General features: G+C 52.5%; 12 protein-coding genes. 3 read left to right on the top strand and 9 right to left on the bottom strand.

Annotated elements, in window-relative coordinates; all coding sequences use genetic code 11:
- The first annotated feature begins 7 nt into the window (after window positions 1–7).
- Complete coding sequence (locus H144_RS0104760) at window positions 8–2,914, top strand: PD-(D/E)XK nuclease family protein (protein WP_019940896.1); 2,907 nt, start codon at window positions 8–10, stop codon at window positions 2,912–2,914.
- 69 nt (window positions 2,915–2,983) lie between these two features.
- Here H144_RS0104760 and H144_RS0104755 read toward each other — a convergent pair whose 3' ends face one another.
- The 5 genes from H144_RS0104755 to H144_RS0104735 all read right to left on the bottom strand — a co-directional run bounded on the left by H144_RS0104755 (window position 2,984) and on the right by H144_RS0104735 (window position 9,314).
- A complete protein-coding gene (locus tag H144_RS0104755) occupies window positions 2,984–3,463 on the bottom strand; it encodes a hypothetical protein (RefSeq protein WP_033402361.1) in 480 nt (159 codons plus the stop codon).
- A gap of 120 nt (window positions 3,464–3,583) precedes the next feature.
- Entirely contained in the window at window positions 3,584–4,537 is a 954-nt protein-coding gene (locus H144_RS0104750; RefSeq protein WP_019940894.1) for a threonine ammonia-lyase, read from the bottom strand.
- A 93-nt stretch (window positions 4,538–4,630) separates the two neighbouring features.
- The gene (locus H144_RS0104745) at window positions 4,631–5,518 is read right to left on the bottom strand and encodes an OmpA family protein (protein WP_019940893.1); all 888 of its coding nucleotides are present in this window, start codon (window positions 5,516–5,518) and stop codon (window positions 4,631–4,633) included.
- 191 nt (window positions 5,519–5,709) lie between these two features.
- A complete protein-coding gene (locus H144_RS0104740) occupies window positions 5,710–6,450 on the bottom strand; it encodes a GLPGLI family protein (protein ID WP_026350418.1) in 741 nt (246 codons plus the stop codon).
- 29 nt (window positions 6,451–6,479) lie between these two features.
- Entirely contained in the window at window positions 6,480–9,314 is a 2,835-nt protein-coding gene (locus H144_RS0104735; RefSeq protein ID WP_026350417.1) for an outer membrane beta-barrel family protein, read from the bottom strand.
- A gap of 277 nt (window positions 9,315–9,591) precedes the next feature.
- On the opposite strand from H144_RS0104735, the gene H144_RS0104730 reads away from it, so the two are divergent.
- Entirely contained in the window at window positions 9,592–10,101 is a 510-nt protein-coding gene (locus H144_RS0104730) for a metallophosphoesterase family protein (RefSeq protein WP_019940890.1), read from the top strand.
- 211 nt (window positions 10,102–10,312) lie between these two features.
- Here the strand turns inward: H144_RS0104730 and H144_RS0104725 are convergent, their stop codons facing one another.
- From H144_RS0104725 to H144_RS0104715, 3 genes are all read right to left on the bottom strand, one after another.
- Window positions 10,313–11,536, bottom strand: a complete 1,224-nt coding sequence (locus tag H144_RS0104725) for a M20/M25/M40 family metallo-hydrolase (RefSeq protein WP_019940889.1) — start codon at window positions 11,534–11,536, stop codon at window positions 10,313–10,315.
- Between the two features lie 166 nt (window positions 11,537–11,702).
- Window positions 11,703–12,014 carry a MerR family transcriptional regulator gene (locus H144_RS0104720; protein ID WP_019940888.1) on the bottom strand — a complete coding sequence of 104 codons (312 nt, stop codon included), beginning with the start codon at window positions 12,012–12,014 and terminating at the stop codon, window positions 11,703–11,705.
- A 40-nt stretch (window positions 12,015–12,054) separates the two neighbouring features.
- Window positions 12,055–12,483, bottom strand: coding sequence for an SRPBCC domain-containing protein (locus H144_RS0104715; protein ID WP_019940887.1), 429 nt, complete (start codon window positions 12,481–12,483; stop codon window positions 12,055–12,057).
- Between the two features lie 287 nt (window positions 12,484–12,770).
- On the opposite strand from H144_RS0104715, the gene H144_RS0104710 reads away from it, so the two are divergent.
- Complete coding sequence (locus tag H144_RS0104710; RefSeq protein WP_033402360.1) at window positions 12,771–13,913, top strand: acyltransferase family protein; 1,143 nt, start codon at window positions 12,771–12,773, stop codon at window positions 13,911–13,913.
- On the opposite strand, the gene H144_RS0104705 is transcribed toward H144_RS0104710, so the two are convergent.
- A complete protein-coding gene (locus H144_RS0104705) occupies window positions 13,910–15,019 on the bottom strand; it encodes an alpha/beta hydrolase (RefSeq protein ID WP_019940885.1) in 1,110 nt (369 codons plus the stop codon). The two genes, H144_RS0104710 and H144_RS0104705, sit on opposite strands and share 4 nt — an antisense overlap.
- Window positions 15,020–15,123 lie beyond the last annotated feature (104 nt).

Genomic DNA, 15,123 nt, shown 5'->3' with positions numbered 1-15,123 from the left:
CTTCCCGATGCCCTCGTTCCTGAACCTCGTCGCCAAACGCATTCTGGCCAATCATACCTCGCTCGACCGCGTGCAAATCGTGGTGCCGACGCGGCGTGCGGCGTTTTTCCTGATGCAGGAGCTCGCCGGCGAAACCACCGAGGCCATGATGAGCCCCGGTGTTATGGCCATCGACGATTTCGTGGAAAGCATTTGCAGCCTCGAAATCGAAGACCCCGTGCATTTGCTGTTCGATCTCTACGAAACATTCCGTGAAATCGACCCGGACGTGCAGTTCGACCGCTTCATGGGCTGGGCATCGGTACTGCTGAGCGACCTCGACCGGATCGATCAATACCTTGTCAAGGCCGATTTTCTCTTTGAATACCTCTCGGAAGCGCACACACTCTCGCGCTGGCAGGAAAGCCTGCCGGAAGGCAAAACGCTCCAAAGCGAAGGCGGTTCGAAGCAGTATTTCTCGCTTTTTGAGAATATTAATAAGGTATACCAGTCTTTCAGGCAGCGGCTGCTCGCCAAGGGCAAGGCTTACCGCGGCATGGCTTACCGCGAACTGGCCGAGGACATTACGGCACTCACCGAAACCCGCGCGGATGCGGAGCGCATTTATTTTGCCGGTTTCAATGCATTCACGACATCGGAACGGACGATTGTGACGGCATTGATCAAAGCCAAAAAAGCCGAGGTACTTTGGGATTCCGACCGGTATTATATGTCGGAAAATACGGTGGTGGAGGCCGGCAAGAGCCTGCGCGAATACCAGCGCAGCAAGGAATTCGGCGAATGGAACTGGACGGGCGACGACCTGCTTTCTTCCGAAAAGCAGATCACCATTTACGGCGTGCCCAACGCGACCCTCCAAACGAAGGTGGCCGGCGAACTGTACCAGCGTATGAGCGCATTCGAATCCGAAGAGGAGCCCATTCCCACGGCCATTGTGCTTGCCGACGAAAACCTGCTGCTGCCGATGCTCTATTCGCTGGACGAGTCTGTCCGCGACCTGAACGTGACAATGGGCCTTTCCATGCGCAACTCGCTGCTTTACACGCTCGTGGACGGCCTTTTCGAGTTGCAGCAGCACGTGGTGGAATTCCGCACGCGGAGCGGCAAAACCGTTTACATCCCGAAATTCGGGCATAAATCCATTGACAAGATCCTGAACCACCCGTTTATCCGGCATTACGAACACGTGGCGCTTACGCCGCTGGAAGACGGGCAGACGATCATTCAGCGCACATTACGCGAGATTACCGACGGCAACCAGGTATTCCTCAGCTCCGATGAACTGATCGAACTGGGGGATCATCATCCGTTGTTTAAGATCCTGTTTACCCGTTGGGAGAAAAACAATGCGCAACAGGTAATCCGATCGTTTTACCAGCTTATCGAGTTGCTCAGGGAGGTTTACAAGGATTACAAAAATGCCCTTGAAACCGAATATCTCTATCTTTTTTACACATTGCTGAAACAGTTCGAACAGACTATCGAAGAACGGGCGGAGCTTATCACGCTGCGCACCCTGCGGTCTTTTATGTTCGAACTGATCCGCCAGACGCGCATTCCGTTCAGCGGCGAGCCGATCAGCAACCTGCAAATCATGGGTATGCTTGAAACGCGGGCGCTTGATTTCGAGCGGATCATCATTCTTTCGGCCAACGAAGGTGTTATACCGGCGTCGAAGCGGCAAAACTCACTCATTCCGTTCGATGCGGCGCAGGCCGTGGGGCTGCCTACGCACCAGCACCAGGAAGCGGTGATGTCGTACCACTTTTACCGGCTGCTGCAACGCGCGTCGGAGGTGCATATCCTGTATACGAGCACGAACGACGCGCCCGGCGGGGGCGAAAAAAGCCGTTTCGTACGGCAAATCGAATACGAACTGGCCGCATTCAACCCACGCATCCGCATGGAGAACAAAACCGTGGTTTTCGAAGCCAGCCGGCAGCAGGAGCTTGAAGAAGTGGTGCATAAGGACGATGCGCTCATTGCCGCCATTCGCGCCTACCTCGACGGCAAAGGCATTTATCCAACGCATTTGAATGAATTTATCCGCTGCTCGATGCAGTTTTACCTCAAACACATTGCGGGCGTAAAAGAGAAGGAGGAAGTGGAAGAAGAGCTGGGCATGGACAAAATCGGTACCTGGCTGCACGCCTCGCTGGAACGCCTCGACCACGAGTTTTTCCTGCTCGACAATGACCCGTCGGAAGCGCAGATCACGACCGTGCTGCGCGAGGAATTCGACCGGCTTTTCAAAGGCTACGTGACCGACCTTGGGCTGAACCGCATTTACTACCAGATCGGCGAGCAGCAAATCCTGACTTTCCTGCGGCACCATATGGCCCAGAAACCGCGCCGCAAAATCCTGGCCGCCGAACAGCCGCTCCACACGCGCATTCAGCTCGTGCTGCAAGGCGCCTACACACCCGTGCGCCTGGGCGGAAAGATCGACCGCATCGAGCTGGGCGAAGAGGGTACATTATATGTGATGGATTACAAAACCGGCAGCGTGGAGCTGACCGGCAAGCAAAAACTCGCCGACCCCGTAAGCCGCGAGGAAGTGATCCGCTTCGACCCCGACCGCAAGATGGGCTACGTGCGCCAGCTCTGGATTTACGAATACCTCATGTACCGCCGCATGAAGGAGGAAAACGGCCTGACATTGCGTGGTAACACCTATAATTTCGGCGAGCACCCGGTCAAATCGGGCTTCTACTCGTTCCGCGATCCGAAAAACCTGATCGCCAACCCGCTGGAACTGACCGACCAGCCGGCGCCGGAAGAATTCATCGAAAAATCGGAAGTGATACTAACCGACATCCTGAATGTCATGCTCGACCCGGACGTGCCTTTCCGCAAAACGGACGACCTCACCACCTGCAAATTCTGCGATTTCACGGGTATTTGCGGCAGGTAAGGTAGTCTACAATGCAAAAAAGGCGAATGAGTATGTGCTCATCCGCCTTCCGTTCGTATTGCAATGCCGTTATTTCTTCTTGAATTCCAGGTACACTTCCTCGTCGGGCAAGCCGGTGCTGGCTTCGGAAGATTTCAGGGTGATGTTGATCTGTGCTACACCGCTACCGTTCACGATGCGGCTGCCGATACCGCTTAGCCTTACATTGAGCGCCTGGTTGGTACTTTGGGTCACATTCACCTTCTCGTTCACCTCGAAATTGTCCTGTGCCGTCGTTTTCACTGCTACCAGCGGGTACTCCTGCGTGAGAGAAATGGTCGTACCCGACACTTTTACCTCCGTATTCTTCGTGTATTTTACGTTCAGCTGGTTCTTCGCCTCGGTGGTCACGTCCCATTTGTAACGGCTGGTAATGCCGCCTTCCACCGTGGTGGTCTCATAAACTCCTACAAAGCTCGGTGCATAATCCGTTTCCGGTTCAGGGTCCTTCTTGTCATCCTTGCAAGCGCCCATTAGTACTACCAGACAACAAAAAATCAGCTTTTTCATACTTCAATTTTAAGAGTAAACAATTTTCAAATATAAACACGCATCCTAAATTTCCTACTATAACGGCATTGCCCCGGAATGCGCATATCGGGACAACAAAATCTTCCGTTCAATGCCCGGTCAGAACGGCAACCTGCCCAGGTCGACATTCCCGCCGGAAATGATAATGCCCACTTTCTTACCTTCAAATACGGCCTTGTTTTTCAGCACTGCGGCAGTCGAAACGGCTCCCGATGGCTCTACGACGATCTTCATTCTCTCCCACAGATAGCGCATGGCCTGGATAATCTCCTCGTCGGAAACCGTAAAGATGTCCGTCACCTCCGATTTGATGATCGGGAAAGTTTTGTCGCCCAGGTAAGTGAGCAGGCCGTCGGCGATGGTATTGACATACGGCGCCTTCTCAATTTTATCGCTTCTGAAAGACAGTATCGCGTCCGCCGCACCTTCCGGCTCACCGGCGTAGACCTTCGTCCCCGGCGAAAAATACCGGGCCGACAACGCCGTTCCGCTCAACAACCCGCCCCCTCCTACCGGCGCTACAATCGCGTCCAGCGTTACGCCTGCATCTTCTATCAGTTCCTTCGCGGCCGTGGCCTGGCCTGCAATGACCTCGTAATTATTGAATGGATGTAAAAAAGTCGCGCCCGTGCGTGCGACGATCTCGTCGACGGTCCGTTGCCGGTCTTCGGGAGTATTTTTGCAAAATGTGATTTCGGCCCCGTAACCTTCCACGGCGGCTATCTTCACTTTCGGAGAATTTTCAGGCATCACGATGTAACATGTCGCCCCTGTTTTCTGCGCTGAGAATGCGATCGCCTGCGCATGGTTGCCCGACGAGTGCGTGATGACGCCGTTCGCCAGCTGGGTTTCCGTAAGCGACAGCACGGCATTCAACCCGCCCCGCGCCTTGAATGCGCCGATTTTTTGCAGGTTTTCACATTTGAAATACAACTCCGCGCCCGACAGTTCATTCAAAAACTGCGAGGTCATTACCGGGGTGTGGCGAATGTAGGGTTTAACGAGCGCGTGGGCCGCTTCGATGGTCGCGCGGGTGGGTACAGGGCCTGTCATATCGGTGTTGTTTATAAAAATTGAGTAGGCTGAACACAAAAAAGGGCCCGTCATTTGCCGACGGACCCTCCTTGAAAATTTCCTCAGTTGACCTTATTTACCAGCATTTGGCGTGTAAAGGTTGAAGAACTGGTCGAGTTTCGGCGTAATGATGATCTCGGTACGACGGTTCAGGCTGCGGTTAGGCGCTGAATCGTTAGCCACTTTGGGGAGATATTCTCCACGGCCACCGGCGATCATACGAACCGGCTCAACGCCGTATTTCTTTTGCAGGGTACGCGCCACAGAAGTTGCACGCAATACAGAAAGATCCCAGTTATCAGCCACTTTGTCCGTTGCGATAGGTACATTATCCGTGTGACCTTCGATCAGGATTTCGATCTCTTTGTAGTCGTTCAGGATTTTCGCCACTTTGGAAAGTACGGTTTCAGCAGCGGAGTTGATCACCGAGCTACCCGATTTGAACAACATCTTATCGGAAAGGGATACGTAAACGACACCTTTTTTCACTTCGATCTGTACGTCTTCGTCGCTTACGTCAGCAAGTGAACGTTTCAGGTTGAGTACCAGCGCCATGTTCAAAGAATCTTTGTGCTGGATGCTCTTGTTCAGGTCGCGGATTTGGGCACCTTGCTGGTCCATCATCGCGAGCGATTTTTTGATGCTTTCCGAACCTTCTTTCGAGATTACCGAAAGGTCGGACATGCGATCCAAAAGGTTGTTGTTGTTCTTTTTAAGGAATTCAACCTGTTCTTCCAGCTCTTTCAGTTTGGCATTTTTGCTGGTCAGTTCGTCATTTTTGGCCTTCAAATCATTATTCAAGCCAGCAGTTCTGCTGTCACAATCATTCAGGTCGGCTCTTGCTTTGTCCAGTTGGATTTGGATCTCATTGGCTTGCTTCTGCGCAGAAAGCAATTTTTTCTTGCTCGCGCATGAGCCCAGTACAAAGAGCATAGCAACGGCTAAAAGCGTTTGTTTCATAATCGTCTTAGGGTTGTTAAAAATAGATAAACACTGTTAAGTAAAACATTCGGTATAACACTGATCGCTTAAATAATCGAGCCAGAGACCGTAAGGTCGCTATCCCGGGGTGCTTTCAAAACGCGAAAGTACAAAAAAAGGGAAGAATGTCGAAACGACACTTTCCCTTTTTCGTTGTAAGCTAACAACTTTTAATACCGGATGTTCCAATACGGATTCCTGTGCGACTTCATGCTGTCGTTAATGTAGGTTTTCAGTGTTTTGTCATAATCCGCCGTCGTGATCTTTTTGCCTTTCATCTTCTTCGGCAGCTTCACTTCCTCTGTCAGCGGCTTCTTCTCGACCTTGATCGCCGTAAATATCACCTCCCCGTCGTTTACATTCAGCTCCATGATCAGCCCCGGCAAGCCGAAATAGCGTTCCGGTCCTGTGTTAAATGCGAGGTCGTTGGCAAACCAGGCCGTCAGCTTCGCGTCGCGGACCGTATCCTCGGCCACGGCCATCATGCACATATAGCCGTTGATCTCTTTGATCTTGTTGAGCACTTTCCAGGACGGCGCTTTCAGCGAATCGTCGATCACGAGCGTTTTGCCCGCAAATTCCTCGATCTCCGTTTTGCGCTCCGTGTCCAGGTTGCGGTACACCATGAATTCGCTCACGCGCCCGCGCCAGCCGCCGTCGGCTTCGGGTTCCAGGTCGTTGTATTTGCTTTCCGAAGCCGTGGCAAAGAGCTGCCCTTTCGTTTTATAGCCTTCGTCGTGGGTTCCCCAGGTGGTTTTGATGCGGCTGCGCTCTTCTTCGGAAAGGAACGTGAGCCGGTCATATATTTTCGACCAGAAATGCTCCTTTTCATACGTCACCACTACGCCTTCCTGCTGTGCAAATGCGGGTAAACTGCCCAGCATCAAACATATCATCCAGATTTTTTTCATATATACCAATGTAATTTTCTGATAGTTGATCAATAATACCCTTTCCGGCGCACTGAATGCGACATCCCGCGCATATTATACGCGAAGCTCAGCATAAAGTACCGCGCAAGCGTGCGTACCTGCTCCTGCGACACAAAGTTCTGGTAAGCCGACTGCGAAATACCGCGGTTCTTGTTGAAAAGGTCGAATGCCGACAGGCGGATCTCCCCTTTTTTGCTTTTCAGCATTGTTTTGTAGAGCGATACGTTCAGGATCGGCATGTCCTGGTTGAACCCGAACCGGTCGTTCACATAGCGGTTGTAGTTGAAACGGCTATTGAAATAGATCTCTTTCGGCAGCTTCACATTCATTTCCGCGCCGTACGTCGAATTCACGATCTTCTGGTTTTGCGCACTCATGAGCGAATAGCGGGTGTCGCTGATGTTCCAGTTCGCATTGGCATAGAATGTAAACTTGTCGCTCGGTGTGAGGTCCAGGCGCAGGCCGCCATTGTAGCCATTGCCCTTGGTGTCGTTCAGCTCGCCGTTAATGAACGTCAGGTTTTTGTTATTGTAATAATTGGCATTCACGCTGAGGTTGCTCTTGGTTTTTACGAGCGGGAAGCCGTACTGGCCGTACAAATTGAAGCTACGCCCGCCGCTGATGTTCGTCGGCATGGTCGTCGTCACCAGGTTTTCGTCCACGGTCTGGCTGTAAATGACCTGGTCTTTGTACAGGTTATAGTATGCGCCGAAGAACATTTGGGTAAACTTGGTCGCATTGAAATGGTTATACCCGATGTTGAAAGAGTGGTTCCGCGTCGGCGCCAGGTTGGGGTTACCCATTGTGATGTAAAGCGGGTTGCTGTTGTCGACGATCGGCTGCAAGTCACGGATATTCGGCTCCTGAACGGAGAAGTTATAGCCGCCGTACAGGTAGCGGTTGTTTTTCAGATCGTAGTTTAACGACACATTCGGTACCCAGTTCGAGAAGCGGCGGTCAATGCGGGTGCGGGTCGGGTCGTCCTGGTTGACGGCAAACTTACCGTCCAGGTGGATTTGCTGCCAGCCGATTCCGCCGAGGAGGTTCAGTCCATTGTAGGAGTAGCGGAGCGATGTTCCTGCCCGGTGGAAGGTCGTGTTGTTGGTATAGTACCGGCTGAGGTTCAGGTTCCGTACCTGCCCGCTTTCCTTGTTATCAAATACGTCGCGGTCCACCTCGTCGTTTTTTAAACTGAAATTATAGAAGGTTTCCAGTACAAATTTCTTGGACAATGGCTCCGTAAAAAGCGCGCTGCTTTTGATCTGGTTGCGCAAGCTTTTGGTATGGTTTGTCTGATTGATATTCAAGACACTGTCGGCCACCGTTTGTGAAGTGCGGAAAAACTGGTTGGTCGACCGCTGCCGCACATCCCCTTCTGAGTTATTGACGTTGTAGCCGCCGCTCAATGCGAAGTTACGGCCCTTCTTTTTGAATTTGTGGCGGTAAATGGCAGTGTTGGCAATCGCGAACGAGTTAAAGTCCGAGAAATTGGTAATGTCGCTCATGTTGGAAAGCTGGGTCGAATCCTGCACGCCGCGGAAATATTCCTGGTGGCTGCGGTAATCGGCCGTACCGTTGCCGAACCGGAAGTTGGAAATCAACACCAATGTGTTGTTCGAATCGAGCGTTTTCTCGAACCGCAGGCTTCCGCGATGGTTCTGGTTGGAATTCAGGCGACCATTGGTATCCAGCTTGGTAAATGCGGAGTTGGTGAGGAAGTTGGTCTGCCGGGACGTCGCGTCCAGGTCCTGCGTGTTCTTGTTGTAATAGTAGCTGGTGTTGAATTTCGTTTTCTTGGTATCGAAGTTGTAGTTCGCGCCACCTGCCCAGTTTTTGTTGAAACCGCGGTTTTGCGCGCCGCTACCGGCCTGGATCGTGATGCTTTCGTCGTCGCCGCCGCCGAAGTAAATGTAGCGGCCACCATTGAAGCCAAAGTCGCCGTCATCACCCCAGTTGAACGACTGGCTTCCTTTAAAATCCTGGTAGTCGTCCCACGACATGCCGCCCTGGTTGGTGTTGTTCCCCAATCCGATCACCGAAAACTGGTTCTTTTCATTAAAACGGTTGTAGTTGATCTTCCCTTCCAGGCGCTTTTCACTACCCACGCCCGCAGCCACCTTTCCGAAACCGCCTTTTTTGTGGCTGTCTTTCAATTGCAGGTTCAGCGTCTTCTCATGCTTGCCGTCATCGACACCCGTAAGCCGCGATTGTTCCGTTTTTTCGTTGAATACCTGCACTTTCGAAATGGCTTCGGCGGGCAGGTTCTTGGTGGCAGCCTTGGTATCGTCGCCGAAAAACCGCTTACCGTCTACCGTTACACGTTTGACGGTTTCGCCCTGCGCCTTGATGCTCCCGTCCTGGTCTACCTGCAAGCCGGGAAGTCGCCGGATCAGGTCTTCCACCGACGCGCCCGGCGGTACTTTGAATGCCTTCGGGTCGTATTCGATCGTATCGCCCCTGATACTCAGCGGCGCACGGAATGTCTTGATCACCACCTCGTACAGGTTCTGATCCATAAAAGTCATTTTGATATTCCCCATGTCGGTCACATCGCCGTCATTGGGAACCACGTTTTGCTGGTAAGGCAAATACCCTACATAGGTGATTTTCAGGAGGTAATTGCCTCTTTTCACCCCTTTGAACTCGAAACTACCGGCTTTGTTGGTCCGCATGAAATTGACGAGGGTGGAATCTTTCGGCGTGAGGAGCATGACCGTGGCTTCGGGGAGGCCGGTACCGGTGGTATCGCCGACGACGCCCTTTAATGTGAATCGCCCCCCGGTCTGCGCGTGCGCAACGGCCACGAAAAGGCATAAACATAACAGAAGTAGGATTTTTTTCAAGGCTAGCTGGTGGTTATGTGAGTAGAGGTTGTAACTGATAATTACATTTTTGCAATAATAGGGAATGCACAACAAGTTTACAACTAAAAAATTAGTTTAAACAGGTTTTTATACCGTTGGAAGAAAAATTTAACTTTTATTAAGATTAACAACTGTGAAAGTACGCTTTTTGGTATATATAAGTTACTTTAATTCGATAAAATTTTCGTTAAATTATTTCCGGACGGATTTCATTAACCATATTTGCCCTTTAGTTGCTACTGTTTTAGTGTTTGAAATGAAAAGTATCGGAGTTTTATCGGACACACACGGCTATTTGGATGAACGCGTTTTCGATCATTTTGCCAACTGTGACGAAATATGGCATGCGGGCGATATCGGCTCGGTGGAGATCATCGGGCAATTGCAGGCATTCAAACCAACCCGTATTGTTTTTGGAAATATCGATACCCCTCAGGTGCGTGCACTCACGCATGAGAACCTGCATTTCGAAGTGGAAGGATTCCGGGTCTGGATCACGCACATCGGCGGCGCGCCCCCACGCTATAACCCGCAGGTAATGCCCACATTACGTACGCAAACGCCCGACATTTTCGTCTGCGGGCATTCGCATATCCTCCGCGTGATCCGCGACAAGTCCCTGAATAATATGCTTTACATCAACCCCGGTGCCGCGGGCCGGGAAGGCTTTCACAAATTCCGCACCCTGCTGCGCTTCAACCTCCACGAAGGACTGATCAGCCAGATGGAGGCGATTGAGCTGGGGAAAAGAGGGGCGGTTGTTTGAGACCGCCGACTACTGACTGCCGACGGCGGATCGTCGAACCTTAAAGTACCGTCTGCAGACTACTGACGGCCGACGGCCGATCATTGAACCATATCGCGGTCGGCGGTCGGCAGTCAGCGGTCGGCGGTCGGCGGTCGGCAGTCGGCAGTCAGCGGTCGGCAGTCAGCGGTCGGCGGTCGGCGGTCAGCCGTCAGCGGTCGGCGGTCAGCGGTCAAAAAGTCACCTTCGCAACCTTCGTTTCGCCGCCGCGCTGGAATTCGGCTTCTACCGTTTGGCCTTTTTCGTGTTTCCCGAGAATTTCCATGTAGTCGTAAATGGTGCCGATGGGCTCGCCACCGAGCCTGGTAATGATGTCCCCGGCCATCATCCCTGCTTTTTCGGCCGGGCGCGCTTTGGAAACCCCGTCTATTTTGAGGCCTTTTCCGGTATAGCTGTAATCCGGCATGACACCGAGCGTTACCTTGAAATTACTGGTCGTCGTGCCTGAATGCGGATTGCCGGCCGTGAGGAATTCGGGATCGGCCGTTTCCTTGTCCAGGCCTTCCAGCAGTTGAGAAATCACGGTCAGGATTCGCGCTTCGCCTTCGTAGTTGATCTTGTCGGCATCGTCGGAAATTTTATGGTAATCGCCGTGACCGCCCGTGAAGAACTGCACCACCGGGATGTCTTTCAGGTAAAAAGAAGTGTGGTCCGAGGCCCCTACCCCCGACGAATCGACGGTATATTTCAGCTTTTGCCCTTTCGCCAGGTCCGGGATCAGTTTGCCCCACACCTTGCTCGTTCCCCATCCCGACACGATAATGCCTTTCTGCTCATCAAGCCGCCCGATCATGTCCATGTTGATCATCGCCGAGAAGCTGTTCAGCGGCAATGTAGGTTTCCCGGTATAATGCTTGGAGCCGATCAGGCCCAGCTCTTCGCCGGAGAATGTGATGAAAAGGAAGTTATGCTTTTCCTTCACGTTATTGTCCGCGAAATAGCGCGCCAGTTCCAGCACGCCCGCCGTACCCGAGGCATTGTCGTCGGCGCCGTTGTGGATTTTATTCTTGCTGTCGGGCGAGAGCGAACTTCCCTGGAAGCCTTTGCCGAGGTGATCGTAATGCGCGCCGATCACGATCGTTTTCGGTGCACCGTTATCAAGAAAACCCACCACATTGCGCCCGGTGAGGTCGTGCCCTTCGCCATCGATCGCGAACGAAACCTCGAACGGCTGGAAATAACCTTTCGTTCCGGCCGGCTTCAAACCGATTTCCTTGAATGCCGAAGCGATATAGTTGGCAGCCCGCACTTCGCCGAGGCTGGCGGTACCGCGGCCTTCCAGGTCGTCGGAGGCGAGGAATTCAATGTGTTTGCGGATTGGCGCCGTCTGAAAGCGCTGCCCGAAGGTTTGCGACGCCCCGGCCAACGCGAGCAGGGCGGAAAAGAGGTATTTCATTATGGTTTTTTGTTACGTTGATTTGACCGCTGACAGCTGCCCGCCGATGGCTATATTTGAGACGAACGGAATTACTTCGGCCGACGGCTGCCCGCCGGCCGCCGATAGCTATATTTGAGACGAACGGGAAACTACTTCGGCCGTCGGCAGTCGGCGGTCACTCACATTAAAGCACCTCCTGGATGTCCGTCAGGAATTTCCTCACGCGCAGCAGGCGCTGGATGAGCAGCTGCGCTTCCTCCTTACGGCGCAGCTGCTCACGCGTGCCTTTAATGGTACGCCCCTGCTTGTCGCGCTGGTTCATGATTTTCCGGATAATCTCGATATCGCGCTCGGTGTAGCGCCTGCGGTTACGCGAGTCGCGCTTGGGGTTGAGTTGTGGAAATTTCTTCTCCCAGAAGCGGAGCGCGGAAGGCTCGCAGCCCACCATTTCGGCAACTTCGTTGGTGTCGTAGTATAGCTTGGTATTGGGTTCCATATCTTTGAAGCGGTTATTACAAAGATAATCGCCCCGGCTGTTAAACCCTGTTTTCCGACAAATTTTTGATTTTCCCCAAAGCCGTCGCCGCAAATTCTTCCGAAGACGTATAATAATCGCGGCCATCCGGCAGCTCAGCGAAATCGCCTATTTCAAGTTTCAACAATGTACCACCATCCTGCTCTTCCAGCCGGTAACGGTAGGCGATATCGTAATGCGAAGGAGGCTGCTCCCATTTGGAAACATAGAGGGAAAAAACGAGCAGCTCTTGCGGTTCGTAAGCCGTTACCGTGAGCCGGGTCATGCCCGACCAGTCGATTACCTTACCGTATTCCAGGTAATAATCTTCAAAATCCTGGGGGAGATCGTCCCATTGGCGGATGTATTTGGGGGCGATCAAAACCTCCCACACCTTCCCCACAGGTGCCTCGATGAAAATATCTTTGCTTACGGTTAGCTCCTGTGCCATGTTGTTTTCGTTGTTATGTTATGATTTGGGATTAAAACTGTGCCGCGTATAGGTTAACCAGTATTTACTAATTGTGAAGACCCGATTCTTTTTGTTATCTTTCGTTTACAATTCCTACTATCGCACCGTGCAAATAGTTTGAATAAGCTACTCAACACACTGTCAGCCAGAACACTGCACCCCTTCCTCTGTCAGCTCACTGATATTACGCGGCCCTTGACACGGTCCGCGCATTTTTTGTGTCGAATAAGAAGTAACGGATAGAAAACTTATCATTTCCGATTGGTATGGGACAGGAGCTTCGTGTTGCCAGTGAGTCCAGGTTGAACAGTATTCAGGTTCTACGGGGAATTGCCGCACTATATGTAACGGTTTATCATTTAAAAGACGTCATGGCGTCCGATGCCCCTTTCCGCAGGGAAATCGACTTTCTTTTCGGGTCGGGACCTGCCGGGGTGAGCCTCTTTTTTGTAATCAGCGGGTTCATCATGGTGTACATCACACGCAACACCATTCCCACCGGGGCAAATATTCTCCGTTTCATCGCAAAAAGGCTGATCCGCATCTGGCCGGCCTATGCGGTAGTCACGCTGGCTTACACGTTGCTGCAAAGCCGGCTCTCGCTCAGCCCGGAATGGCCAATGCAGCTGGGGAAGAGTCTGCTGTTCCTGCCGCTGGCTACCACGCCTGCCCCGTTTTACGGCTACGCGTTGCTGAATGTCGGCTGGAGCCTAAACTATGAAATCTATTTTTACCTGCTCATTGCCATATCGCTGCTGTTTTCCAGGCTGCGCTGGTATGCATTCTTCCTGATTATCTCCGTCACGCTCGTCGGCATTCCTACCTATTATGGGGTTTTTACATTAAAAGCCGACAAGATGTCCGACCTCGGTATGCCCTACCTGAATATGGTCACCAACCCGATCATCTGGAATTTCGTGTGCGGGGTTTTCCTCGGACTTGCCTACTACCATCGCGCCTGGCACGAGCGAATCAGCGGGTTTTTATCCATAAGCCTGGTGGCGCCTGCCATTCTTTGCCTCGCTATCTGGCAATTTCTTTCGGGCTTTTTCGGCGGTTTCGGGCCGTTTGAATGGGGATTGGGGTCGACGGCAATCTTTTCAGTCTTCATATTCCATTACCAGGAGCGCATTTTGAAATACCCTTCCTGGCTCGTCGCAATGGGCGATATGTCCTTTTCGATTTACCTGCTGCACGTACCGATTGTCGTGGGCCTCGGCTTTTTGTTCCGTAAACTGGGCTTCCCGGTGTACGCCGAGGGCACGGCCATGTTCCTGCTGTCGCTTGCAGTTACGCTTATTGCCTCCCGGCTCACCTACGAATTCATTGAAGTGAAACTTACCTCCTACCTCGGCCGTCTGCTCCATACGGGCAGGCGCGCGGTGCTGAAACAGCAGGTTAGCCCCTAGCGGAGGAGCGTATTTTCTACCGTTTTGTAAGCGTCGTTGGTGATCTGCCGCCGGTTCAGTGACCAGAACCGCTTCATGAATTGCGCGTAGCGCCCTGCAATATAATTTTCGGGATAGCTAAGCTGATGCCCGACCTGATTTTCATAGTTCAGCTCGAACGGCACCTGGAATTTTCTCAACTGATCGGAAGCCGGTTTGGCGCCCACCATGCCCGGATAGGTGGGGCAGGACAGCAGCGTGCCCCCGTAATAAGGCAGCACATTATCCCCGATACGTTGGAAAAACACGGTAGGCATCGCATTGGAAGCATTGATATAATTTATATTGAACAAACCATAGCCAAGCTGTGTCAGCAATGCCCGCACACGGAAGGGACTGTCTTCCGCCTTGGGGTCCAGGCGCCCCAGCGCTTTGGTGATGCCCGGTTGCAGCGCTTCGAAATCGGCTTCATTCATATATACCAGCGCGCTGACGGTAATGGCACCCGCGCTGCTGCCCGCGAGCATGATCTGCCGCGTATCGATCCCGAACTCCTCGGCCCGGTCTACAAAATAGTGAATGGCCGCGTAGGTATCCTGCACGGCGCGGTACACGGCGCGCAGGGCGTCGGTGCTGCTTCCGCCGCAGGCGAACGTCTCACTGCCGCCGTTGAAACCCAGCCGGTAGTTGATGGAAGCGGCCGCGTAGCCGCGTTTCGCAAGCCAGCGGGCTTTCCCCATTTCGTTGCCGGAATCCCCGAAGAGGAATGCACCTTCGTGCACCATAAGCACGAAAGGCCGGTATTTCATCGTATCGTTCGATGGAGCAATGTATTGATAACCAAGCTCCAGCATCTGGCCGCGATAATTGGCGGCGCTCGTGTAAATACCCTGGCTGAGGCTCAGCTGGGCGTCGTTGAAAATCTGTAAAGTATCAAAGCGGGCCGTCCTGGCGAGTAGCGAGTCGGGATTTTTAGGAGGAATGGTGTCTATAATCACCGTATCCGGCTTGGTAGGGGTCGTCGTATCGCCACCACCTCCCCCAGGTTCCGGTGAAGGGTAGCGGCAGCACAATGCCAGGCCGACCAGGATTATCAAACCGCACATGCGGTAAAATTGCTTCAACATGCGGTGCTATTTTCATGCGAAAATAACTGGTTTTCGGTGCAATAGAAACCCTTTCCTGCCTTAAAAAAGTAATTATTTAAATGTAAATGATCCTGCGGCATTTG

This window comes from Dyadobacter beijingensis DSM 21582 (assembly GCF_000382205.1).
Classification (GTDB): Bacteria; Bacteroidota; Bacteroidia; order Cytophagales; family Spirosomataceae; genus Dyadobacter; species Dyadobacter beijingensis.
Note: the sequence above shows the minus strand (reverse complement) of the source record. Positions and strands in the feature narration are given on the sequence as shown.